General features: G+C 72.7%; 10 protein-coding genes. 8 read left to right on the top strand and 2 right to left on the bottom strand.

Annotation, left to right across the window (positions count from 1 at the left end; all coding sequences use genetic code 11):
- Positions 1–3 precede the first annotated feature (3 nt).
- From ACH4SI_RS41850 to ACH4SI_RS41815, 8 genes are all read left to right on the top strand, one after another.
- Complete coding sequence (locus tag ACH4SI_RS41850; RefSeq protein WP_398306265.1) at positions 4–6591, top strand: SDR family NAD(P)-dependent oxidoreductase; 6588 nt, start codon at positions 4–6, stop codon at positions 6589–6591.
- Between the two features lie 54 nt (positions 6592–6645).
- The gene (locus ACH4SI_RS41845; protein WP_398306262.1) at positions 6646–12369 is read left to right on the top strand and encodes an SDR family NAD(P)-dependent oxidoreductase; all 5724 of its coding nucleotides are present in this window, start codon (positions 6646–6648) and stop codon (positions 12367–12369) included.
- Positions 12362–12799: a nuclear transport factor 2 family protein gene (locus ACH4SI_RS41840; RefSeq protein WP_398306259.1), complete on the top strand. Its 438-nt coding sequence runs from the start codon at positions 12362–12364 to the stop codon at positions 12797–12799. Before ACH4SI_RS41845 ends, ACH4SI_RS41840 begins: the two co-directional genes overlap by 8 nt.
- A gap of 28 nt (positions 12800–12827) precedes the next feature.
- Positions 12828–13295, top strand: coding sequence for a nuclear transport factor 2 family protein (locus ACH4SI_RS41835; RefSeq protein WP_398306256.1), 468 nt, complete (start codon positions 12828–12830; stop codon positions 13293–13295).
- 25 nt (positions 13296–13320) lie between these two features.
- A complete protein-coding gene (locus tag ACH4SI_RS41830) occupies positions 13321–14751 on the top strand; it encodes an NAD(P)/FAD-dependent oxidoreductase (protein WP_398306253.1) in 1431 nt (476 codons plus the stop codon).
- Entirely contained in the window at positions 14748–18722 is a 3975-nt protein-coding gene (locus tag ACH4SI_RS41825; RefSeq protein ID WP_398306250.1) for a type I polyketide synthase, read from the top strand. The genes ACH4SI_RS41830 and ACH4SI_RS41825 overlap by 4 nt, the downstream gene beginning before the upstream one ends.
- A complete protein-coding gene (locus tag ACH4SI_RS41820; RefSeq protein ID WP_398306247.1) occupies positions 18706–19116 on the top strand; it encodes an acyl carrier protein in 411 nt (136 codons plus the stop codon). The genes ACH4SI_RS41825 and ACH4SI_RS41820 overlap by 17 nt, the downstream gene beginning before the upstream one ends.
- Positions 19117–19269: 153 nt before the next feature.
- Complete coding sequence (locus ACH4SI_RS41815; RefSeq protein ID WP_398306244.1) at positions 19270–20136, top strand: alpha/beta fold hydrolase; 867 nt, start codon at positions 19270–19272, stop codon at positions 20134–20136.
- Positions 20137–20211: 75 nt separating this feature from the next.
- Here ACH4SI_RS41815 and ACH4SI_RS41810 read toward each other — a convergent pair whose 3' ends face one another.
- Together ACH4SI_RS41810 and ACH4SI_RS41805 are read right to left on the bottom strand one after the other, a co-directional pair.
- Entirely contained in the window at positions 20212–25185 is a 4974-nt protein-coding gene (locus ACH4SI_RS41810; protein ID WP_398306241.1) for a type I polyketide synthase, read from the bottom strand.
- Positions 25186–25210: 25 nt separating this feature from the next.
- Positions 25211–26493: SDR family NAD(P)-dependent oxidoreductase (locus ACH4SI_RS41805; RefSeq protein WP_398306238.1), on the bottom strand; the 1283-nt coding region annotated here is incomplete at its 5' end.

The following is a 26493-nucleotide window of genomic DNA, read 5'->3' as shown; positions in this document are numbered from 1 at the left end:
CAGATGTCCAACGAAGAGAAGCTTCTCGATCACCTCAAGTGGGTCACGGCCGAATTGCGGGAGACCCGCCAGCGTCTGCGCGAGGTCGATTCCGTCGAGCCGGAGCCGATCGCCCTCGTGGGAATGGCATGCCGCTATCCCGGCGGGGTGCGGTCACCCGAGGATCTTTGGCAACTGGTGGCGCGGGGCGGCGACGCCATCTCCGCGTTTCCGACCGACCGGGGCTGGGGGCTCGGCGAACTCTTCGATCCGGATCCCGAGCAGTACGGCACGTCCTACGTGGACCAGGGCGGATTCTGCTACGACGCGACCGAATTCGACGCGGCGTTCTTCGACATCAGCCCGCGTGAGGCGCTGGCCATGGACCCCCAGCAGCGGCTGCTCCTCGAAACGGCGTGGGAGGCCTTCGAACGGGCGGGGTTCCGTCGCGACACCTTGAGCGGCAGCAACACCGGTGTGTTCGCCGGGATCGGTTCCCACGACTATCTGTCGGTCATCGGGAACATCACCAGCGAGGTGGAGGGTTACGTCGGAGCCGGCAACCTCGGCAGTGTGCTGTCGGGCCGGGTGGCGTACTCGCTGGGCCTCGAAGGACCGGCGGTCACGGTGGACACCGCGTGTTCGTCGTCGCTGGTCGCCATCCATCTGGCCTGTCAGGCGCTGCGCCATGGCGAATGCGATCTGGCGCTGGCCGGTGGCGTTGCGGTGATGGCCACTCCTGGGGCGTTCATCGAGTTCTCCCGGCAGCGCGGTATGGCCCCCGACGGCCGGTGCAAGCCCTTCGCCGCCGCGGCCGACGGCACCGGGTGGGGCGAGGGCGCCGGGCTCGTCGTACTGGAGCGGCTCGGTGAGGCGCGGCGCCGTAACCACCGGGTGCTCGCGGTGATCCGTGGTTCGGCGGTCAACCAGGACGGGGCCAGCAACGGGCTGACAGCGCCGAACGGGCCCTCGCAGCAAAGGGTCATCCGCCAGGCACTCGCCAACGCCCGCCTGTCCACCGCCGAGGTGGACGCGGTGGAGGGCCATGGCACCGGTACGACGCTCGGCGACCCGATCGAGGCCCAGGCGCTGCTGGCCACGTACGGGCAGGGAAGGGCGGAGGACCGGCCGTTGTGGCTGGGCTCCATCAAGTCGAACCTGGGCCACACGCAGGCCGCCGCGGGTGCGGCCAGTGTCATCAAGATGGTGATGGCGATGCGGCATCAGCTGCTGCCCGTCTCGCTGCACATCGACGCACCGACGCCCCACGCGGACTGGACCTCGGGTGACGTACGGCTGCTGACCGAGCCGGTCGGCTGGCCCCGGGGAGAACGGCCGCGCAGGGCCGGGGTGTCCGCGTTCGGCATCTCGGGGACGAACGCCCATCTGATCCTGGAGCAGGCCCCCGAAGAGGCGGAACACCCCACGGCGCTACCGGGTCCCGGCGGCAGCATCGGTGTGGTGCCGTGGGTGGTGTCGGCGCGGAGCGCTCAGGCGTTACGAGGTCAGGCGCGGGCACTGGCCGAGCGGGTGGCCGCCGATGAGGACGTATCGCCCGCCGAGGTGAGCTGGTCGCTGATCCGTACCCGATCGGTATTCGACCACCGCGCGGTGGTCGTGGGCGAGGACCGCGACGAACTGATGTCGGGGCTCACGGCCCTGGCCGCCGGGGAGTCGCACCCCGCTGTGGTGGAGTCGGCCGGTGCGATGTCCGCCCAGGCCACCGCTGCCTCTGGGGCGGGCCCGGTGCTGGTGTTTCCGGGGCAGGGTTCGCAGTGGGCCGGAATGGGCGCCGCGCTGTTGGACAGCTCACCGGTGTTCGCCGCCCGCGTGGCCGAATGCGAACAGGCCCTGTCCCCGTACGTGGACTGGTCCCTCACCGATGTCCTGCGCGGTGCTCCCGGCGCCGCCGACCTCGGCCGCGTCGACGTCGTACAACCCGTCCTGTGGGCCGTCATGGTGTCACTGGCCGCCGTATGGGACCACTACGGCGTCACCCCGGCCGCCGTCATCGGCCACAGCCAGGGAGAAATCGCCGCAGCCGTCGTCGCCGGCGCACTCTCACTCGACGAAGGCGCCAGAATCGTGGCACTCCGCAGCCACGCACTACGCAAACTCGCAGGCGGCGGCGCCATGGCATCCCTCGGAATGGGCCAGGACCAGGCCGAAGCACTCCTGACCGGGCTGGGCCAACAGGCGTCAGGCGTCGGCGTGGCCGCCGTCAACGGGCCCGGATCCGTCGTCGTATCCGGACCACCCGACCAGGTCACCCACGTGGTAGCCGCATGCCAGGAAGCGGGTGGCCGGGCCCGGCTGATCGACGTCGACTACGCCTCACACGGCCCCCAGATCGACCAGATCACCGACGAACTGACCGACCTCCTGACCGGTATCGAACCGGCCCAGGCGGAGGCGTCGTTCTACTCCACCGTCACCGGCGGCAGGATCGACACGAACGGTCTGGACACCGCGTACTGGGTGACGAACCTGCGCGAACGGGTGCGGTTCGCCGACGCCGTACGGGCCCTGCTGGACGACGGCCACCGCGTGTTCATCGAGGCCAGCACCCACCCCGTACTCACCGTCGGCATGCAGGAAACCTTCGAGGAAGCCGGAGTCCAGGCCGCCACCGTACCCACCCTGCGCCGCGACCACGGTGGCCACGCCCAGCTGGTCCGCGCGGCCGCCCAAGCCTTCACGGCGGGGATCGAGGTGGACTGGTCCCGCCGGTTCCCCACCGACCCGGTCCTCCGCCTCGTCGACCTGCCGACGTACGCCTTCCAGCGCGAACGCTACTGGCTCGACCGCCGGGGCGGGCCCAGCGGCGATCCGGCCGAACTGGGCCTGGTGTCCGCCGGGCATCCGCTGCTCGGCGCCGCCGTGGAAGTGGCCGAGGGCGGCACCCATCTGCTGACCGGACGGCTGTCCCCGCAGACCCACCCCTGGCTGAGTGACCACCGGGTGCTGGACACCGTGCTGCTGCCCGGGACCGCCTTCGCCGAACTCGCCCTGCACGCCGCCGCCCGGACCGGCTGTGACCAGGTGTCCGAGCTGACCCTGGCCGCACCGCTGGTCGTACCGGACGGCGAGGCGGTCGATGTCCAGGTCGTCGTCGGCGCCCCCGGCCACGGCGGCGAGCGCTCCTTCACCATCCATTCCCGTCCCGCCGCCGAGAGCGGTGACACGACGTGGACGCGGCACGCCACCGGTGCGCTCGCCCCCTCACCCGCAGCCGCGCCCCTTCCGCTCGACGGCGCGTGGCCGCCACCGGGGGCCACTCCATTGCCCGTAGGGGACTTCTACGCCCGGCTCGCCGACCACGGCTATGCCTACGGCCCGTCGTTCCAGGGCCTCACCGCCGCCTGGCGGCTGGACGAGCACATCTACGCCGAGGTGGCGCTGCCCGAGAGCGAACGCGCCTCCGCCACCGGGTACGGCATCCACCCGGCCCTTCTCGACGCCGCCCTGCACGCCCGCGCCTTCGGTGTCGCCCCCGATTCCGAGGAGGCGCAGCGGGTTCGGCTCCCCTTCGCCTGGACCAGTCTGCGGCTGTGCGCCACCGGCGCCGATGCCCTGCGGGTGCGCATCACCCCCACCGCGCCGGACCGGTTAGCGTTGCGGGTCTGCGATCCGGTCGGCGCACCGGTGGTGACCGTGGACGATCTGATCCTGCGGCCGGTGCCGGAAGATGCCCGGCTCGGCCGGGCCCGTTCCGCCGGCCGCAACGCGCTGTTCCAACTCGGCTGGGCGCCGATGCCCCTGCCTGACGGAGGGCCTGCGCTCCGTACGGTCGTCCTCCAGCCCGGCATGGAAGCGCTGGCCGCCGCCCTGCCCGATGCCGCGTGTCATCCCGGCCTCGACGCCGTCCGGGCGGCCACGGCGGATGGCGCACCGGCGCCCGACATCGTGTTCGCCACCGTCACCACTCCCCCTGACGCCGACCCGGTCGAGCACACGCACCGCATCGGCACGGATGTGCTCTCGCTGCTCCAGGGCTTCCTCGCCGCCCCCGAGCTGACCGGATCCCGGCTGGCCGTCGTCACCCGGCACGCGGTCGCCACCCACGGCCATGACGACATCCATGACCTGCCCGCCTCCGCCGCCTGGGGTCTGGTGCGCAGCGCCCAGTCGGAGAACCCCGGCCGTCTGCTGCTGCTCGACCTGGATGAGCATGACCTTTCGGCTCGGGCGGTGACGGGCGCGGTCGCCTCGGGCGAGCCGCAGATCGCGTTGCGCGCCGGCGAGGCGTACGTGGCGCGGCTCGTCCATGACGACGCCGCCAAGCGGCTCACCCCGCCCGATGGCCCGGCGGCCTGGCGGCTGGGGCTCACCGGGCACGGCAGCCTGGACCATCTCGCCCTGGTCGACTGCCCGGACAACACGCGCCCGCTGGGCCCCGGCGAGGTGCGGGTGGCGCTGTACGCGGGCGGGGTGAACTTCCATGACGTCGTGGTGGCGCTGGGCATGGTGGAGGACCCCCGACCGCTCGGTGGCGACGGCGCGGGGGTGGTGGTCGAAGTGGGCCCGGACACCGTCGGGTTCGCCGTGGGCGACCGGGTGATGGGCCTGTTCAACGGCACCGGGCCGCTGGTCATCACCGACAGCAGGCTCATCGCGCGGATGCCGGACGGCTGGTCGTACGCGCAGGCGGCAACCATCCCTTCGGCCTTTCTCACCGCGTACTACGGGCTGGCCGATCTCGCGGGGCTACGCTCGGGGGAGAAGCTGCTGCTGCACGCGGCCACGGGCGGGGTCGGTCTGGCGGCCGTGCAGCTGGCCCGGCGCTGGGGGGCCGAGGTGTACGCCACCGCGAGCCCCGGCAAGTGGCATGCGCTGCGGGCCCGTGGCTTCGACGACCGCCACATCGCCTCCTCCCGCGCGCTGGACTTCGAGGACAAGGTCCGGGAGGCCGCCGGGTCCGTGGATGTGGTGCTCAATGCGCTGGCGGGTGACTTCGTGGACGCGTCGCTGCGGCTGCTGGCGCCCGGCGGTCGCTTCATCGACATGGCCAGGACCGACATCCGTGACCCCGACCGGGTCGGCGCCGAGCACGCCGGGGTCCTCTACCGCGCCTTCGACCTCGTCAGCGGCGCCGGTCCGGACCGTATCCAGCAGATGCTGGCCGAGCTGTCGGTGCTGTTCGAGGACGGAACGCTGCGCCCCCTGCCCACCACGGTGTGGGACATCCGCCGGGCTCCCGAGGCGTTTCGCCACTTCAGCCAGGCACGCCATATCGGCAAGATCGTCCTGACGATTCCCCAGGCCCTCGATCCGGAGGGCACCGTCCTGATCACCGGTGGCACCGGCACCCTGGGCGCCGCCACCGCCCGCCATCTGGTGGCGCGGCACGGCGTACGGAGGCTGCTGCTGGTCAGCCGCCGGGGCCTGGACGCGCCGGGCGCCCCCGAGCTGGCGGCGGAGCTGACCGAACTGGGCGCGCAGGTCGCTGTCGCCGGGTGTGACACCGCGGATCGCGCGGCCCTCGCCACGCTGTTGGAGTCCCTTCCCGAGCGTCATCGGCTCACCGCGGTGGTCCATGCAGCCGGGTTGCTGCGCGACGCCACGGTCGAGGCGCTGACACCCGCTCAGGTGGACCACGTCCTGCGGGCGAAGGCCGACGCGGCGTGGAATCTGCACGAGCTGACCCGGGACCTGGGGCTTTCGGCGTTCGTGCTGTTCTCCGCCGCCGCCGGTCTCCTCGGTGCCGCGGGGCAGGGCAACTACGCGGCCGCCAACGCCTTCCTGGACGCCCTGGCCCAGCACCGCCACGCCCAGGGCCTGTCCGCGACGTCCCTGGCCTGGGGGTACTGGGAGCAGGCGACCGGGATGACCGGGGACATGTCCGACGCCGACCGGGCCCGGCTGGCGCGGGCGGGCATCGTGGGGCTGGAGACCGAGCAGGGGCTCGCGCTGCTCGACATCGCCCTCGCCAGTGGCCTGCCCACGCTGGCGCCCATCCGCCTGGACCTGGCCGCCATGCGCCGTCAGGCCCGGGACAGCGAACCACCGGCCCTCTTCCGTACCCTCGTGCGCGGTGGCGCTCCCCAGGCGGCTGCCAAAGCCGGGGTGTCCGCCGAGGATCCGGCGCGGGCGCTCGCGGGGCTCTCCGAGGAGGACCGGCGGCAAGCACTCCTCAAGATGGTGCGCGGCCATACCGCGACCGTGCTGGGCCATGACGCGGCGGACTCCATCCACCCCGCGCAGAACTTCCGGGAACTCGGCTTCGACTCGCTGACCGCCGTCGAGCTGCGGAACCGGCTCAGTACCGCCACCGGGCTGCGGCTGCCCGCCACTCTGGTCTTCGACCACCCCACGCCCACCGCGGTCGTCCGGCTCCTGGACGAGTTGCTGGCCCCGGCCGTGGCGGCCCGAGCCGGCTCCATCCTCGCCGATCTGGACGCCATCGGCGCGGCCCTGGGCACGGTGTCCGACGCCCCGGAGCAGCGGACGCGGATCTCGGAGCGGCTGCGGGAGTTGCTGCGCAGGGTCGACGGCGGAACCGAGGGCGACCCGGATTCGGCCGCGGACGATCTGGAGTCGGCCACCGACGAGGAGCTGTTCCAGGTGCTCGACGGCGAACTGAACGCCCCCCTCGACGACAGTGTCCGCTGACCTTCCCCGCCTTCCGATGAATCCAGACGGCCGTGACGATCGGGTTGATGTGACATGACGGACGACGAGAAGCTCCGCAGCTATCTGAAGCGGGCGACCGCCGATCTGCGCCTGGCCAAACGGCAATTGCGCGAAGCCGATGAGCGTGCCCGGGAGCCCATCGCCATCATCGGGATGGCGTGCCACTTCCCCGGCGATGTGGCCACTCCGGAGGACCTGTGGCGCGTGGTAAGTGAGGGGTCGGACGTCATCTCGTCCTTTCCCGAGGACCGCGGCTGGGACCTGGACGGCCTCTACGACCCGGATCCCGAGCGCGCCGGGACGAGCAGCGCCCGGGAGGGCGGCTTCCTCCGTGATGTGGCCGACTTCGACGCCGACTTCTTCGGGATCAGCCCACGCGAGGCCGCCGCGATGGACCCCCAGCAGCGACTGCTGCTGGAAACGGCGTGGGAGGCGTTCGAGCGCGCCGGTCTCGGCCGCGACGCGCTGAGCGGGAGCGACACCGGGGTGTTCGCGGGGGTGGACTCGTACCACTATCTGTCGCTCATCGGGCAGACGACCGGCGATGCGGCGGGCTACGTCGCCACCGGAAACCTCGGCAGTGTGGTGTCGGGGCGGGTGTCGTACTCCTTCGGCCTGGAGGGACCGGCGGTGACGGTGGACACGGCGTGTTCGTCGTCGCTGGTGGCCACGCATATGGCGGCGCAGGCGCTGCGGCAGGGCGAATGCACCCTCGCGCTGGCCGGCGGGGTGACGGTGATGGCGACGCCGGGCGGCTTCACCGAGTTCTCCCGTCAGCGGGCGCTGTCGCCGGACGGGCGGTGCAAGGCGTTCGCGGCGGCGGCGGACGGCACCGGCTTCTCCGAGGGTGTCGGACTGGTGCTGCTGGAGCGGCTGTCGGACGCACGGCGCAATGACCACCGGGTGCTGGCGGTCATCCGTGGCTCGGCGGTCAACCAGGACGGGGCGAGCAATGGGCTGACCGCGCCGAACGGGCCCTCGCAGCAAAGGGTCATCCGCCAGGCACTCGCCAACGCCCGGCTGGCGCCCCGTGAGGTCGACGCGGTGGAGGCGCACGGCACCGGTACGACGCTCGGCGACCCGATCGAGGCCCAGGCGCTGCTGGCCACGTACGGGCAGGACCGGCCGGACGGGCGGCCGCTGTGGCTCGGCTCCGTCAAGTCGAACCTCGGGCACACGCAGGCCGCCGCCGGGGTGGCCAGTGTCATCAAGATGGTGATGGCGATGCGGCATCAGCTGCTGCCCGCCTCGCTGCACATCGACGCACCGACCCCGCATGTGGACTGGGCCGCCGGTGACGTGCGACTGCTGACCGAACAGGTCGCCTGGGTGGCGGACGAGCGTCCACGCCGCGCGGGCGTGTCCTCGTTCGGGATCAGCGGAACCAACGCCCATCTGATCCTGGAGGAGGCGCCGCAGGAGGCGGAGCAGACCGTCACACGCCCGGACACCGATGACGTCGGCGTCGTGCCCTGGGTGGTGTCGGCGCGGAGCGATCAGGCGTTACGGGGTCAGGCGCGGGCACTGGCCGAGCGGGTGGCCGCCGATGAGGACGTATCGCCCGCCGAGGTGGGCTGGTCGCTGATCCGTACCCGATCGGTGTTCGACCACCGCGCGGTGGTCGTGGGCGAGGACCGCGACGAACTGATGGCGGGGCTCACGGCCCTGGCCGCCGGTGACGCCCATCCCGGGGTGGTCGAGCCCGGCGGCGCGGCGGCCGCGGGTGGCACGGGCCCGGTACTGGTGTTTCCGGGGCAGGGTTCGCAGTGGGCCGGAATGGGCGCCGCGCTGCTCAACGACTCCCCCGTGTTCGCCGCCCGCGCCGCCGAATGCGAACAGGCCCTGTCCCCCTACGTGGACTGGTCCCTCACCGATGTCCTGCGCGGTGCTCCCGGCGCCACCGACCTCGGCCGCGTCGACGTCGTACAACCCGTCCTGTGGGCCGTCATGGTGTCACTGGCCGCCGTATGGGACCACTACGGCGTCACCCCGGCCGCCGTCATCGGCCACAGCCAGGGAGAAATCGCCGCAGCCGTCGTCGCCGGCGCACTCTCACTCGACGAAGGCGCCAGAATCGTGGCACTCCGCAGCCACGCACTACGCAAACTCGCAGGCGGCGGCGCCATGGCATCCCTCGGAATGGGCCAGCACCAGGCCGAAGCACTCCTGACCGGGCTGGGCCAACAGGCGTCAGACGTCGGCGTGGCCGCCGTCAACGGGCCCGGATCCGTCGTCGTATCCGGACCACCCGACCAGGTCACCCACGTGGTAGCCGCATGCCAGGAAGCGGGAGGCCGGGCCCGGCTGATCGACGTCGACTACGCCTCACACGGCCCCCAGATCGACCAGATCACCGACGAACTGACCGACCTCCTGGCCGGTATCAAGCCGGTGCGCTCCGGGGTGGCGTTCTACTCGGCGGTCACCGGTGGCCGGTTGGACACGAACGGTCTGGACACCGCGTACTGGGTGACGAACCTGCGCGAACGGGTGCGGTTCGCCGACGCCGTACGGGCCCTGCTGGACGACGGCCACCGCGTGTTCATCGAGGCCAGCACCCACCCCGTACTCACCGTCGGCATGCAGGAAACCTTCGAGGAAGCCGGAGTCCAGGCCGCCACCGTACCCACCCTGCGCCGCGACCACGGTGGGACGCCGCAGCTGGTCCGCGCGGCCGCCCAAGCCTTCACGGCGGGGATCGAGGTGGACTGGTCCCGCCGGTTCCCCACCGACCCGGCCCCCCGCGTCATCGACCTGCCGACGTACGCCTTCCAGCGCGAGCGCTACTGGATCGACGGCGAGTCCGGGCCGGGTGGCGATCCGGCCGGTCTCGGACTGGTGTCCGCGGGCCATCCGCTGCTGGGCGCGGCGGTGACGGTGGCCGACGGCACCGCGCGTCTGCTGACCGGTCGGCTGTCGGCGCGGACCCACCCGTGGCTCGGTGAGCATGTGGTGGCGGGTGCGGTGCTGGCGCCGGGTGCGGTGCTGGTGGAGTGGGCGCTGCGGGCGGCCGATGAGGTGGGCAGCGGCGGCGTGGAGGAACTGGCGCTGCAGCGACCGCTGGTACTGCCCGCGTCCGGCGGGTTGCGGGTGCAGGTGGTGGTGGGTGCCGTGGCGAAGGACGGGCGGTGCGACGTGGCCGTCTACACCTGCCCCGAGGACACTGGAGGTGCCGAGGAGTGGGTGTGCCACGCGATGGGTGTGCTGGCCCCGCCCGCCGACGCCCCCGGGCAGGCGGAGGGGTTGGGGGGCACATGGCCTCCGGCCGGCGCGGAGCCGCTGGACATCGACGGGTTCTACGAACAGGTCCGGACGGCCGGTTACGGGTACGGACCGGCTTTCCAGGGCCTGACCGCCGCCTGGCGGCACGGCGCGGACATCCTCGCCGAGGTGGTCCTGCCGGATGCCGCCGGTGACCGGAGCGGGTTCGGGATCCACCCGGCGCTGCTGGACGCGGCGCTGCATCCCTCGCTGCTCATGGACGTGCCGGAGGGGCAGGAGGACGACGACCGGGTGCGGCTGCCGTTCGCGTGGCACGGCGTGTCCCTGTGGGCCTCCGAGGCGACCAGTGTGCGGGTCCGGCTGGCCCGCGACGAGGAGCGTCAGGCGCTACGGATGACGGTGGCCGACGCGGTGGGTGCACCGGTGCTGACAGTGGACTCTCTGGTCACCCGCCCGGCCGGTGCCGACGGATTGGCGGCGGCCTCGGCCGGGCGCGGGGTGGACGGGCTGTTCACCCTGGGCTGGACACCGCTTCCGGGGCCTGCCGCCGCGCCGTCGGCACGGTCGGTGGTGGGCGACGGCGGATGGGTGGTGCTGGGCGAGGATCCACTGGGCCTGGCGGTCTCGGTGGCGGAGGGCGCGGAGAACGACGGCACGGACCAGGGCGTCGTACGCTACGCGGATCTGGAGGCGCTGGTCTCGGCCATCGACGCCGGTGCGCCCGCTCCTTCGGTCGTCCTGACGTCCTGCCACGCGTCGTCCGGGAACGTCGCCGACGCCCGCGAGGGGTTACGGGCGATGGACGGGCTGCTGGGGCTGGTGCAGGGGTGGCTGAGGCGGGCCGCACTGGCCGATGCCCGGCTGGTGGTGGTCACGCGCGGCGCGGTGGCCATGGCCGATTCCGGTGAACCCATCGCGGTGGATCCGGTCGGGGCCGGGGCGTGGGGGTTGATCCGCAGCGCCCAGTCGGAGAATCCCGAACGGTTCGTTCTGCTCGACCTCGGTCCGGACACCCAACCCCACGTCGCCGCTGAGGCGGTCGTCCGCGCGGTGGATGCGCGTGAGCCGCAGGTTGCGGTACGTACGGGACGCGTCCTGGTGCCCCGGCTGGGACGGGCCGGTGCCGGCAGCTCGCACCCGGAGGACACCTCGGAAGCGCGTGGGGGGCTCGACCCGGACGGCACCGTGCTGATCACCGGCGGGACGGGCACACTGGGCGGCCTGGTCGCCCAGCACCTGGTGCGCAGCTGGGGTGTCAAGCATCTGCTGCTCGCCGGCCGGAGCGGCCCACACGCTCCCGGCGCCCCCGAACTTACGCGATCACTGGGCGAGTTGGGCGCACAGGTTCAGGTCTGCGCCGCCGATGTCACCGATCCGGCGGACGTGGCGGACCTGGTCGCCGGGGTCGACCCGGCACACCCGCTGACCGGTGTCGTCCACGCCGCGGGTGTGCTGGACGACGCCGTCCTCACCTCCCAGACTCCGGAGCGGCTGGCCCGGGTGTGGGATCCGAAGGCCACGGCTGCGGCGCATCTGCACACGGCGACGGCGGATCTACCGCTGGCCCTGTTCGTGATGTTCTCCTCGACGGCGGCCACCCTTGGTTCTTCGGGGCAGTCCAACTACGCCGCGTCGAACGCGTTCTGTGATGCCCTGGCCGCCCACCGTCGCGCCCTCGGCCTGCCGGGAGTGTCGGTGGCCTGGGGCCTGTGGGCCGACGCCAGCGGCATGACCGGTCACCTGGACGAGGCGGACCGGGCCCGGATGGCCCGCTCGGGCATCGGTGCGATGTCCGGTGAACGGGCGCTGGGGCTGCTGGATGCGGCCGTCCGGCACGGCGCACCGCATCTCGTCGCCATCGATCTGGACGTACGGGCGCTGGCCGGGCAGCCCGCGCTCACCCTGCCCGCCCCGCTGCGGGCGCTCACCGGTGGCGGTCCGGCGCGGCGCACCGCCGCCACCGGGCGGGCGCACACCGACTGGGCCGGCCACCTCGCCGCGCTGTCCCGGGACGAGCAGCACCGGGTGCTGCTCCATCTGGTGCTCACGCACGCCGCGGCCGCGCTCGGCCACGCCGACCCCGGGCGGATCCCGGCGGAACGAGGCTTCCTGGACCTGGGCTTCGACTCGCTGACCGCGATCGAGCTGCGGAACAGGCTGACCGCCGTCACCGGGCTGCGGCTGGCCACCACGCTCATCTTCGACCAGCCCAACCCGGCCGCTCTCGCCGCGCATCTGCACACCGAGCTGGCGCCGGGGGACGTGGACCCGCTCACCCCGGTGCTGGGCGAGCTGGAGCGGATGGAAGGCACGGTGCTCACCGTCGCCCGGGACGAGGCCGCCTGGGACGCGCTGCGGAAGCGCCTGCGGAGCACGCTGTCGAAGCTGGACGCCCTGCACGGCGGCCGGGCGGAGGGCGCCGCGGTGAACGGCCGTATCCAGGACGCCGGCACCGACGAGATCTTCCAGTTCATCGACCAGGACCTCGGTCGCGGAGAAAGCGACGGACAGCACATGGGAGCACACGTTGATTGACGAACGAAGCCGGAAGAAGCTCATCCTCGAGCACAGCCGTCGGCTGAACGCCGCGGATGTGGACGGGCTGCTGGAGCTGTACGCGGACGAGGTCACCTTCGAGGACCCGGTCGGATCGGGCCGGCGGAGCGGGCGGGACGCGCTGCGGGCGCATTTCGAGGAGCTGGCCGCGGCGGGTATCGCCGAGATTCCCGGCGAGCCGGTGGCGGGGCAGGACGGTGTGCGTGCGCTGGTGCCCGTCACCGCCTCCATGGGCTACCTCCCGAAGGGGCCCGAGTTCGCCGACCGCGGCTGGCTGACGGCGCCCGAAGCTCCCGAGAACGCCCGCATCGCCTGGGAGTACGTGCTGATGGTGCGAGCGGGGGCCGGTGGCCTCATCCAGGAGCTGCAGAAGTTCTGGGGGAGGTCCGACATTGGCATCCCGCAGTGATACCCGCGACCTGACGCAGGAGGCGTTCATGGCCGATGAGGCGACCCTCAAGAAGATGGCCCTGGAGTATGCCCGGCGCATGAATGCCGGTGATGTGGAGGACGTACTCGCCCTGTTCTCGGATGACATCGTCTTCGAGGACCCGGTCGGCGCGCCGCCACTGATCGGCAAGGAGGCGCTCCGCGAGCACATCGCGTGGTCCATCGCATGCAAGGTGCACGAGACGCCGGGCCGCCCGGTCACCTCGATGGACGGCCGGCGGGCGGCGGTGCCGACCACGGTCACGGTCTACGCGCCGACGAAGCTGACCTTCAGCATCATCGGTGTCATTGAGCTCGGTGATGACGGTCTGGTCCATCACGCCCAGGCATTCTGGGGCATCACGGACACCAAAGTGGGTGATGGCCCCGAACTCACCGGCGTCGCGCACTTCATGGCCGTCACCCAGAACCTCGCTCGGATGGTCCAGGCCAAGGGCAGCCCCAGTCCGATGTAAGTGGTGAAGGGACGAAAGCAGAACCATGACCGAACCGAAGCGCGGAATTGTCCTGGGCGGCGGCTGGGCGGGGATGTTGGCCGCGCATGTGCTCGCCCGCCATCTGGAGAGTGTCACCGTCGTGGAGCGCGATGTGCTGCCGGCCGGGCCCCGCCACCGCAAGGGCTCGCCCCAGGCGCGCCATGTCCATGTGCTGTGGTCGAGTGGCGCCCGTATCGTCGATGAACTGCTGCCGGGCACCATCGACCGGCTGCTGGGCGCGGGCGCCCGCCGGGTCGGGTTCCACGAGGACCTGGTGACGCTGACCTCGCACGGCTGGCAGCATCGCTTTCCGCCACGGCAGTACGCCATCATGTGCACCCGGCCGTTCCTGGACTGGATCGTCCGGGACCAGGTCCTGGCGGCCGGACGGATTTCCGTGCGGTCGCGCGCCGAGATCCTCGACCTGGCCGGCGACGGCAAGCGGGTCGCCGGGGTGCGGGTGCGGGACATGGACACCGGGGCCATGGAGACCCTCGAAGGGGATCTGGTGGTCGACGCCTCGGGGCGCGGCTCCCGGTTGCGGCACTGGCTGTCGGCGCTGGACTTGTCCCCGGTCGAGGAGGACATCGTCGACGCGGGCATCGCGTACGCCACCCGGGTGTTCCGGGCGCCGCCGGGTGCCACCGCCGGATTCCCCGCCGTCAATGTGGCCGCCGACCACCGGGTGCGCGAGCCCGGCCGCTTCGGGGTGGTCTATCCGCAGGAGGACGGCACCTGGATGGTGACCCTGTCCTGCACCCGTGGCGCCGGGCTGCCCACGCACGACGACGACTTCCTGCCGTACGCCCAGACCCTGCGGCATCCGCTCGTCGCCGACCTCATCGCCTTGGCCGAGCCGCTGACGTCGGTTGCGGTCTCCCGCGTCGGCGCCAACCGGCGGCTGTATCCGGAGCGGCTGGAGACCTGGCCGGAGGGGCTGCTCGTCCTCGGGGACGCGCTGGCCGCCTTCAACCCGATCTACGGCCACGGGATGAGCGCCGCCGCACGCAGCGCCGCCGCGCTCGACGCGGAGCTGGGGCGGTCCGGATACGACCCGGCGCGGACCCGGCGGGTGCAGCAGGCCGTCAGCGCGGTGGTGGACGACCCGTGGATCATGGCCGCGTCCAAGGACGTCGATTACGTCAACTGCCGTACAGATGTGACGGATCCCAGGCTGACCGGCGGTGCGGTGGCGCGGCAGCGCTTCTCCGATCTCATCTCCGACCGGGCGATTCGCGCCTCGGCGGTGTGTGACGTGGTGACCGATGTGATCAGCCTGACGGCCCCACAGTCCGAACTGGCGTCCAGCCGCTTCCTGTCGCTGATGCAGCGGGACCGGCCACTGCCGGAACTCACCGCGCCACCGCTGCGCCCCGAAGAACTCGCCCTGGTGGATCTGAATCCGCGCAGCACGGTGGCCGGGCGACTGTCATGACGAACGAGGAAAAGCTCGTCGACTACCTCAAGTGGACGACGGCAGAGCTGCACGAGGCCCGGCAGCAGCTGCGGGATCTGCGGTCGGAGCGGGAGGACCCCATCGCGATCGTCGGTATGGCCTGCCGCTTCCCCGGCGGCGTCCGCACACCGGAGCAGCTGTGGGATCTGGTGGCAGGCGAACAGGACGCCGTCTCCGGCCTTCCCACCGACCGGGGGTGGGATCTTGAGCGGCTCCACGACCTCGGTCCGGGCCGCCACGGCGACTCGTACGTCCGCGCGGGCGGTTTCCTCCATGACGCGGCCGCGTTCGACGCGGAGTTCTTCGACATCGGCCCCCGTGAGGCCGCGGCCATCGAACCGCAGCAGCGGATGCTGCTGGAGCTGGCCTGGGAGGCCACCGAGAGCGCGGGCATCGATCCGCAGACACTGCGCGGCAGCTCCACCGGCGTGTACACGGGCGTGATGTACCACGACTACGCGTCACGGCTGAGCGAGATCCCGGAAGACCTGCTGGGGCATGTGAGCAACGGCAGCGCCGGGAGCGTGGCGTCGGGCCGGATCGCGTTCACCCTGGGGCTGCGCGGTGCGGCCGTCACCCTGGACACGGCGTGTTCGTCGTCGCTGGTGGCGATGCATCTGGCCGCGCGGTCCCTGCGACAGCGGGAAGCCGACCTGGCGCTGGCGGGCGGGGCCGCCCTCATGTACACCCCGAGCGTGTTCCAGGTGCCCCCCGGTCGGCATCAGCTCGCCCCTGACGCGCGGTGCAAGTCCTTCGCGGACGCGGCTGACGGCATGGTGTACGGGGAGGGCGCCGGTCTGATGCTGCTGGAGCGGCTGTCCGACGCACGGCGCCACGGCCATCAGGTGCTGGCGGTGCTGCGCGGTTCGGCGATCAACCAGGACGGCGCCAGTACGGGGATGGCGGCGCCGAACGGCCCGGCCCAGCAGCAGCTGATCCGGGACGCGCTGGCGAACGCCGGGCTGTCGGCGGCCGATGTGGACGCGGTGGAGGCGCATGGCACTGGTACGGCTTTCGGCGATTCCATCGAGGTGCAGGCGCTGCTGGCCACCTACGGTCAGGAGCGTCCGGCCGATCGGCCCCTGCTGTTGGGCTCCGTGAAGTCGAACGTCGGCCACACCCAGGCCGCCGCCGGGCTGGCCGGTGTCGTCAAAATGGTGATGGCCATGCGGCACGGGGTGCTGCCGCGCTCCCTGCACATCCACCGGCCCACCAGACTGGTGGACTGGCGCAGGGGCGCGGTGCGGTTGCTGACCGAGCGGACGGCGTGGCCGGTGCGCGAGGAGGGGCCGCGGCGCGCCGGGGTGTCCTCCTTCAGCGCGAGCGGCACCAACGCCCATCTGATTCTGGAGCAGGCGCCCTGCTCCGATTCCCATGCCGATAGTGGTGATGCGCCGCACGCCGGAGTGGTGCCCTGGGTGCTGTCCGCGCGGGGTGCGGCGGCGTTACGGGGCCAGGCGCGGGCTCTGGCCGCCCGTACGGTCCCGGACGCGGGTGTCTCACCCCGCGATGTGGGATGGTCGCTGGTCACGACGCGGTCGGTGTTCGACCACCGGGCCGTCGTGGTCGGCGAGGGGCGCGACGAGTTGCGGGCCGGGCTGGAGGCGCTGGCGGCGGGTGAGCCGCATCCGGCCGTGGTCGGGCCGGGTGTGGCCCGTACCGGCGGGGCGGCGGCCGCACCCCGCAGGACCGTGTTCCTGTTCGGCGGCGAGGGCGGCTGGTGTCCGGCGGCGGGCCGCGAACTGTATGAGCGGTTCCCGGTGTTCGCCGCCGCCTTCGACGAGGTGTGCGCGCGGTTGGGGTTGGCGGGGGAACGTCCGCCGCCGGGCTCGGATGCCGGGCTGCTCGCGCTGCACATCGCGCTGGTCCGGCTGCTGGACGCGGCCGGGGTACGGCCAGATGCGGTGGGCGGTGCGGTGGGCGGTGCGGTGGGCGGTCACCTCCTCGGTGAGATCACCGCCGCGCATGTCGCCGGTGTCCTCGGCCTCGCCGACGCCTGCCGCCTCGTCGCGGCCGGTCCCGGCGAACTCCCCCACGCCATCGGCACGGTGTCCCTCCACCCGCCGACGGTCCCGGTCCTCGACGGCCTCACCGGCCTGCCCATGGACGAGCGGATCAGCACGCCCGGCTACTGGCTCGGCCGCGACACGACCGGGCCGCGCCCCGAAGCCCCGAACCTCGGCGAGGCCGGTGTGGTCTGGGAGCTGGGGCCCGGGCGGGGTCTGCCGGACGGGGCGGCGCCGCTGGTGCTGACGCCGTTCGGTGGCGACGGCGAGCGGTCCGAGGTGCGCGAGCTGATGTACGCGCTGGCGCGGCTGCACACCACGGGCGCCACGGTCGACTGGGCCGCCCTCTTCGACGGTGCCACACCACCTCGTACGGTCCCGCTCCCCACCTACGCCTTCCAGCGGCAGCGGTTCTGGCTGGAGGACGGATCCCGGGCGGATGCCGCACCGGTGACCGAGACATGGGTGGACACCGAGTTCTGGGACGCCGTGGAGTACGGGGACGTGGCGGCCCTCACCCGGACCCTCGACGTGCCCGCGGAGCGGCACGGCCCGCTGCGGGAGCTCCTGCCCGCGCTGGCCGCCTGGCGGCGGCAGCGGCGGTGGCGGCACCGGATCGCCTGGCAGGCCATGACCGAGGTGGTGGCGCCGCGGCTGTCGGGCACCTGGCTGATCCCGTCGGCCGGCGGCCCACCCGCCGACGCCGTTGCCGCCGCGCTGCGCGAGCACGGCGCCGACGTGGTCGAACTCGGTCCGGACGGCCTGTCGGCCCGCGCCCTCGCCAAGCGGATATCCGACGCCGCCACCGGGCGGTTCATCGCGGGTGTGCTCTCGCTGTCGGCCCTGGACGAGTCGCAGCCCACGGCAGACGACGGCCGGAGTCCGGCCCTCGCCCCGACCCTCCTGCTGGCCGAGGCGGTGGAGCGGGCCGGGATCGAGGCCCCGCTGTGGGTGGCCACCCACGGCGCGGTCGGCGTCGGTGGCGGGGATCCGGTGACACGTCCGGAGCAGGCCCAGCTCTGGGGCCTGGGCCGCGCCCTCGCGGTGGAACACCCGCGGTGCTGGGGCGGCCTGGTCGATCTGCCGGACCGGTTCGACGCACGCGCCGGACGGCGGCTGGCGGGTGTCCTCGCGGGTTTCCACGGCGAGGGCGAAGTGGCCGTGCGCGCCGACTGCTGCTTCACGCGCCGCCTGGTGCGGGACGTATCCGGGCGCGCGACCACCGGGGGCCGCACGGTGCCGGTGAGCTGGACGGCGCACGGCACCGTGCTGATCACGGGGGCGGCCACCGCCCTGGGCGCGCACACCGCCCGCTGGGTGGCCGGGGCGGGCGCGGACCGTCTGCTCCTCCTCGACACCGCGGCCCCGGACGACGACCTGCTCGCCGAACTGACCGCCTCGGGCACACAGGTGTCCATCGCCACCACCGACCCGGCCGATCCGGACGCGCTCGCCGCCGCCGTGGCCGGTCTGCCGGCCGACGCACCGCTGACCGCGGTGCTTCATCTCGCGGTGCCGCCACCCCATGAGACCGGCCCGCTGGACACGGAGCGGATCGAGCGCGCGTGGCCGGCCGCGGTGGCGGCGAGGAATCTGTGCGCCCTGAGCCTGAAGAGCGACCTGTCGGCCTTTGTGCTCAGTTCCTCGGCCGTGGGTGTGCTGCCCGGCCCGGGGCTGGGCAACCAGGCTCCGGCTCACGCCTATCTGCATGCGCTCGCACAGGAGTGCCGGGCGCGGGGCGTCCCGGCGACCTCGGTGTGCTGGGGCGTCGACACGGCCACCGACACCGCCGAGCGGCCACGGGGCACGGGAATGTCCGCACTGTCCCCACGATCGGCGGTCGCCCTGCTGCGGCAGGCGGTCACGGAGGACGCGGTGTCCGTGGTCATCGCGGACATCGACGAAGCACCCACCAGGCGGGAGAACGATGAACGCATTCACTGAGGTCAATGGCAGCGCGCCCGGCGATTCCTCCGACCCCCAACCGAACGGATCCGCGATGCACACGGAACAGAGCGAGGCCCATGTCGACGGCGCGGCCCTGCACCAGGCGCTGGCCATCGCCACGGCCGAGGAGCGCGAGGACATCCTGCGGGAGACCGTACGGACGCAACTCGCCGACATCCTCTCCCCCACCCCGATCGACGACGACAGCAATTTCCTCGAAAACGGGCTCACATCACTGACGGCGCTCGAACTCACCCGCAAGCTGATGACGCTCACCGACGTGGAAATTCCCCTCGTCGCCATTCTCGAATACCCCACCCCTGCCCGGCTCGGCCACTATCTCGCCGAGGCGTACGCGGCGCTCAACAGCGGGGACGGCGCCACGGCATAGGGCACCGTGACGCGCTGACGCCGGGCGGGAGGGGGCCCACCCCTTCCCGTCCGGCGTCTCTTTTCCCTCACATTCTTAAGTTCCCCTAATGCGGGGACAATTGACCGCCGGTGGATCTCGAAACGCCCGCGGTCATGCGGCTAGAATTTTCCTATGGATCTTTCCGTGCCCGTAACCGACGATGTGAAATTACATTTCCGACACCGGCCTGGAACCGCGTCCCCCGTCTTCCTCCTGGTGCATGGCATGGCCTCGAACGCCCGCATGTGGGACGAGGTCGCCGACCATCTGGCCGCCGCGGGCCACCCGGTGTACGCGGCCGACCTGCGCGGCCACGGCGAGTCCGACACCCCGGAGAAGGGGTACGACACACCGACCGCCGTCGCGGACCTGGTGGCGGCCTGCGCCGCCCTCGGGCTGTCCGAGGTGGTGGTGGCCGGGCACTCCTACGGCGGCAACGTATCGGTGCGGCTGACCGCCGAGCACCCCGAGTTGGTGGCGGGGCTGGCCCTGGTCGACGGCGGCTGGCTCGAACCCGCCAAGGCCTTCCCCTCCTGGGAGGCATTCGCGGGCGCACTGCGCCCGCCCGCACTGGACGGCGCCACCGTGCGGAGCGTGAGTGACTACTTCCGGGACATCCACCCCGACTGGTCACCGGCGGCGATCGAAGCGGCCGTGGCCACCATGCGGGAGAACCCGGACGGTTCGCTCTCCCGGCGGATGACCCTCGATCAGCACACGTCGATGCTGCGCAGCATTTGGGACGAGCCGCCGAGCCCCTGGTACCCGGCCATTTCGGTGCCCACCCTGCTGATGCCAGCCATCCCCAAGGGCGCGGACCGGCAGTGGGCCGACCGCATCCGCTCACGCATCGAGGCCACCACGGCCACGCTGCGCGGTGCGGCCATGCGCGAATACCTGGACTCGGAGCACGATCTGCACGCCCAGCACCCCCGACGGGTGGCGGACGATCTGCTCGACCTGGCCCGTACCGTCCGGCAGGCCCGTGACCTTCGCTGACGGGCACACGGCGCCCCCCCCGTACGGCGTGCCGTACGGGGGGTTCTTCGCGAGAGGGCGCCCAGGCCCGGCCGCTCAGGTTCCCAGTTCGCGGTCGATGAGGGCGAACACTTCGTCCGCGGTGGCGGCGGCGAGATCCTGCTCCTCCACCGGCGCCCCTTCCTCGTCAGCGGTGGCCGTGTACTTCCACAGGAGGCCCTGTAGACGGTTCACCAGACCGGTGCGCCGCCGGTCGTCGGCCGTCATTCCGGCCAGCTCCGCCTCCAGCGCGTCGAGATGTCCGAGCCCCGGAGGGGCGGTGGCGGACTCCTCCGGAGCCAGCTGGGCCAGCAGACGGCCCGCCAGGGTCTCGGGTGTCGGATAGTCGAAGACCACCGTCGTCGGCAGGCTCAGCCCGGTGGCGGCACGCAGCCGATTCCTGAGTTCCACCGCCGCGATCGAGTCGAAGCCCAGTTCCTTGAACGGCCGGCCCGGGTCGACCGCCTCCGGCGCCGGATAGTGCAGTACGGCGGCCACATGTCCGCGCACCAGGGCGAGCAGCCGCCCGGCCCGGTCCTCCCCGCCCAGCGCGGCCAGCTCCTCGCGCAGCGCCACGGCGCCGTCGGGGCCGGTCTCCTCTTCGGCCGGCTCCTGTGCGGCCTCGATCGCGTGGCGGGCGGCCGGCACCGTGTCGAACAGCCTGCTCGTCCGGGCGAGGGTGAACAGGGGCGCGAAGCGTTCCCAGGTGACATCGGCGATCGTCATCTGCGGATCGCCGTGGTCGAGCACCTGCCGCAGAGCGTTCAGCGCCCATCGGGGGTCCAGGGGCGACAGTCCTTGGCGCCGGGAACGCTCGGTGTGCGGGTCCGACGGGTGGCGGGTATCGCCGCCGTCCGACAGGTCCCACAGCCCCCAGGCGATCGAGACCGTGGCCCGGCCCTCGGCCCGTCGGCGCTGCGCGAGCGCGTCGAGGTGGGCGGAGGCGGCGGCGTACGAGCCGTGGTCCTTGCTGCCCCATGCCGTCGCCACGGTGTGGCAGTAGATCACACTGTCCTCGGGGCCGAGACCGCACAGCGCCTCAACGTCCGCCTCCGAGTAGGTGAGTTGAGCGGAGATCTCGTCGGCCAGCCGGTCCGATGTCAGCTCCGTCAGCGGTGCCAGCGCACCGGAGGTCGCGGTGTGAACGACCGTCCCGATGCGTCCGCCGTCCGCCACCAGCCGTTCGACGGTGCGGGCGACACCCGCACGGTCGCCGGGCGCGCAGTCCGCGATCGTCAGCTCGGCGCCGAGCGCGTCCAGCTCGGCCTTCAGCGCGGCGGTCCCGTCACCGCCCTGATGGCCCAGCAGCATCACGCGCTTCGCGCCGTTGGCGGCCGCCCATCGGGCGATGTGGGCCGCCGGGCCGGTGGCGTCGCCGGTGATGAGCACGGCTCCATGCGGCGCCCAGGCCCGCGCGGGCGCCGCACCGCCGACGGGGGCGGGGGCCAGCCGTCGCCCGTACGCCCCCGAGGCGCGCAGCGCGACCTGGTCCTCGCCGGACGCCCCGGTGAGCAGGGCCCGCAGCCGGTCCGGGTCCACCGCGTCGGGGCTCGCGGGGAGGTCGAGCAACCCGCCCCACAGGGCGGGGTGTTCGAGCGCGGCGACCCGGCCGAGCCCCCAGAGCTGGGCCTGTGGCGCAGCGGTCACGGGGTCGGTGTCGCCGATGGACACCGCGCCACGGGTGGCACACCACAGGGGCGCCGTGACGTCCGCGTCCACCAGCGCCTGCAGCAGGGTGAGCGTGCCGGTCAGCCCGGTGGCCACGCCGTGCCGCCGGGGGTGCGTGGACGTGTCGAGTGCCAGCAGGGACAGGGCACCGGCCGGTGGCGCCGCATCGGCGAACCGGTCGTGCAGCAGCTCCGTCAGCCGTGCCCGGCCGGTGTCGTCGGCGACGGTCAGCTCCTCCACTCGCCCGCCACCCGCGCCCAACGCCTCGACGCAGGCGTTCACCCAGTCGTGCGCACCGTCGGCCGGGCGGACGACGAGCCAGGTGTGCGCACCGTCCGGGGCGGTGGCGGTGAGGTTCGTCAGGGGCTGCCACTGGATCCGGTAGCGCCAGGAGTCCACGGCGGACCGCTCGTGCCGCTCGCGCCGCCATGCGGAGAGCACCGGCAGCACGGTGTCCCACGACGACCGCGAGCCATGGTCGTCGGGGAGCCGCAGCGCATCGGGGAGCGCCCGCGGATCCTCTCCGTCGACCGCGGCCCAGAACCGTTCCTCGTCCTCGTCCGCCCTGGGCGCCGCGTCGGACGGCACCGAGTCGGGCAACCAGTACCGCTCCCGCTGGAAGGCGTACGTGGGCAGGTCGACGGTGCGCGGGGCCGCCGGGCCGGTCGGGTGGAGGGTCGTCCAGTCGACGTCGACCCCGGCGGTGAACGCCTGGGCAAGGGACTGGATGAGCTGCGCCCTTCCTCCGTGGTCGCGGCGCAGCGTGGGCACCGTGACCGCCTCGACAGCCGTGTGTTCGAACGTCTCCTGCATGCCGACGGTCAGCACCGGGTGGGTGCTGGTCTCGATGAACACCCGATGGCCATCGGCCAGCAGCGCCTCGATGGCGTCGGCGAAGCGTACGGGCTCCCGCAGATTCGTCACCCAGTAGCCGCTGTCCAGGGTGGTGGTGTCGATCCGTCCGCCGGTGACCGTGGAGTAGAACGCCACCTTCGACGCGCCCGGCCGGATTCCGGCCAGAACCTCGGTCAGTTCCGCGGCGATCTCGTCGACCTGCGGGCCGTGCGAGGCGTAGTCCACGTCGATCGGGCGCGCCCGCCCGTCCGTTTCCCGGCAGGCGGCCACCGCGTCGGCCACCTGCGCCGGAGGCCCCGAAATGACGGTGGAGGAAGGGCCGTTGACGGCCGCCACCCCGACCTCGGCGGCCCGGTCGCCGAGCCCGGCCAGCAGCTTGCCCGCCTGCTCCTGCCCCAGGCCGAGGGACGCCATCGCCCCGCCGCCCGCCAGCCTGCGCAACGCCCGGCTGCGCAGGGCCACGACCTTGGCGCCGTCCTCCAGGGACAGCGCCCCCGCCACCACGGCCGCCGCGATCTCGCCCTGGCTGTGCCCCACGACCGCGGCGGGTGCGACCCCGTGCCCGGCCCACACCGCCGCCAGGGAAACCATCACGGCCCACAGCACGGGCTGCACCACATCCACCCGGCTCATCCCGGCCGCGCCCTCGTCGCCGCGCAGGACGTCGGTGAGCGACCAGTCGACGTACGGCGACAGCGCCCGCTCACATTCCGCCACGCGCGCCGCGAACACCGGCGAGGCGTCGAGCAACCCGACCCCCATGCCCGCCCACTGCGAACCCTGGCCGGGGAAGACCAGCACCGGCCCGGGCTCGGACGCCACGGCGGCGACACCGGGGTGGACGACGCCCGGGTGCGCTTCCCCGGTGGCGAGCGCTTCGACGGCCGCCAGCAGCGCGTCCCGGTCCCCGCCGAGCACCACGGCCCGGTGGTCGAACAGCGACCGTGTGGTGGCGAGCGACCATCCCACGTCGGCCACGGGCAGCCGCGGATCCTCCGTCACCCGTGCCGCCAAGGCCGCCGCCTGTCCCCGCAGGGCCCGCCGGCTGCGGGCGGAGAGCAGCCACGCGGTGACGTCGGCGGTCGCGTCCGGCGCGTTCTCCGCGGTGAGCTCGGGCGGCTCGGGCGCCTGCTCCAGGATCAGATGGGCGTTGGTACCGCTGATGCCGAAGGAGGACACCCCCGCCCGGCGCGGACGCTCGCCCCTCGGCCACGCCACCGGTTCGGTCAGCAGCCGTACCCCGCCGCCCTCCCAGTCCACATGCGGCGTCGGCTCGTCGATGTGCAGGGTGACCGGCAGCGTCTCCTGCCGGAGGGCCATCACCATCTTGATCACACCGGCCACACCCGCCGCGGCCTGGGCGTGGCCGATGTTCGACTTGAGGGAGCCCAGCCACAGGGGCCGGTCGGCCGGTCGGCCGCGGCCGTACGTGGCCAGCAGCGCGTGCGCCTCGATCGGGTCGCCGAGCGAGGTCCCCGTGCCGTGGGCCTCCACCGCGTCCACCTGGTCGGCGGCGAGGCGCGCGTTGGCCAGCGCGTGCCGGATCACCCGCTCCTGCGCCACGTCGTTGGGCGCGGTCAGGCCGTTGCTGGCGCCGTCCTGGTTGACGGCCGAACCGCGGATCACCGCCAGCACCCGATGACCATGGCGGCGCGCGTCCGACAGCCGCTCCAGCAGGACCAGCCCGACGCCCTCGGAGAATCCGGTGCCGTCGGCGGCCGCGGCGAAGGACTTGCAGCGCCCGTCCGGGGCCAGCCCGCGCTGCCGGGAGAACTCGGCGAACGCGGTCGGGGTCGTGAGCGCGGTGACCCCGCCCGCGAGGGCCAGTTCGCATTCGCCCTGGCGCAGCGCCTGGCAGGCCAGGTGCATGGCCACCAGGGACGACGAACACGCGGTGTCCACCGTCACCGCGGGCCCCTCAAGACCGAAGGTGTACGCCACCCGGCCGGACACCACGCTGGTGAGGCTGCCGGTGGTGGCGTACCCCTCGAAGCCCTCGGGGATCCGGGGCATCCGGGACAGATAGTCCTGGCTGGACACCCCGGCGTACACACCGGTCGGGCTGCCCTTCAGCGACGTGGGATCGATGCCCGCTCGTTCCAGCAGTTCCCAGGACACTTCCAGCAGCAGCCGCTGCTGCGGATCCATCGCCAGCGCCTCGCGCGGGCTGATGCCGAAGAACTCGGCGTCGAAGCGGTCGGCCTCACGCAGGAAGCCACCGTGGCGGACGTAGCTGGTGCCGGGGTGGTCGGGGTCCGGGTGGTACAGACCCTCCAGATCCCAGCCGCGATCGGTGGGGAACTCCTCGATCCCGTCTCCGGCCGAGGACACCAGCTCCCATAATTCCTCGGGCGATCCCACCCCGCCGGGGTAGCGGCAGGCCATGCTCACCACGGCCATCGGTTCCTGGGACCGCTCCTCCATGTCCCGTACCCGCTGACGGGCCTGCCCCAGATCCACCGTGACCCGCTTCAGGTATTGGCGGAGCTTTTCTTCCGTACCCGACATCAGTCCTCACTCAGGCTACTCGTGATCAAGAAGGCAGTTCCCGGTCGATGAACGCGAACAACTCGTCGTCCGACGCGGCTTCCACGGCGTCGTCGTCCACGGTGTGGCCCGCGGCCGCCTCCGGGGCGCCGTCGCCGAGCCGCCACAGCAGCGCCTCCAGACGCTTCGCCAGCCTGCCGCGGGCCTGGTCGTCGGGGACGAACCGGGCCAGCGCCCCCTCCAGCTTCTCCAGCTCGCCGAAGACGGGCGCGGAGGTGTCCGCGGCCGCGGGGCACAGCTGTTCACGCAGGTCGCCGGCGATCGCCGAGGACGTGGGATGCCGGAAGATGAACGTGGCGGGCAGACGCAGCCCGGTGGCCGCGGCAAGCCGGTTGCGCAGCTCGACGGCGGTCAGCGAATCGAACCCCAGATCCTTGAACGGGGTGTCGCCGTCCACCGCCCCGGCATCGGTGTGCCCCAGCACGGCGGCCGCCTGGGCGCGTACCAGGTTGAGCAGCGCGCGGTGTTGTTCGTCCGGCGGCAGCGCGGTGAGCCGGGCGACCAGTCCCGCGGCGGGCGCCCCTGTGGCGGCGGTTCGCCGGACGGTGGCCCCGCGCGGGTCGTTGGTGAGGGCGCGCAGCAGGGACGGGAGAGCGTCGGCGGGCTGTGCGGACAGGGCGCGGACATCGAGGGCGACGGCCGCCGGCTGAGGATCGCCGTGCCAGCAGGCGGCGTCCAGCAGGCGCAGCGCCTGCTCGCCGGCCATCGCGGCGATTCCGGACCGGGCCATCCGGGCCAGGTCCGCCGAGGCCAGGTGGCCGGTCATCCCGCTGGCCTCGGCCCACAGTCCCCACGCCACCGACACACCGGGCAGGCCGCGATCCTGGCGGTGGGACGCGAGGGCGTCGCAGAAGGCGTTGGCCGCGGCGTAGTTGGCCTGCCCGGGGCTGCCCATGACTCCGGCGGCCGAGGAGAACATCACGAACATGGCCAGCGGAAGGTGCGCGGTGGCGGTGTGCAGGTTGGCCGCGGCAGTGGCCTTGGCCCCCCACACCCGCGCCAGCCGTTCCGGCGATTGCGAGGTGATGACGGCGTCGTCCAGGGCGCCCGCGGCATGGATGACGCCGGTCAGCGGATGCGCCGGATCGATACCCGCGACGACATCGTTGACGGTGACGCGGTCGGCCACATCGCCTGCGGTGATCCGTACATCGGCACCCAACTCAGCCAGATATGCGGCCAGTTCCTTCGCACCGGGGGCATCAGGACCACTGCGGCTCACCAGCAGAAGATGCCGGACGCCCCAGGTGCGGACGAGATGTTCGGCCA

Origin of the sequence: Streptomyces sp. NPDC021212, assembly GCF_044332925.1 — a bacterium.
Classification (GTDB): Bacteria; Actinomycetota; Actinomycetes; order Streptomycetales; family Streptomycetaceae; genus Streptomyces.
Note: the sequence above shows the minus strand (reverse complement) of the source record. Positions and strands in the feature narration are given on the sequence as shown.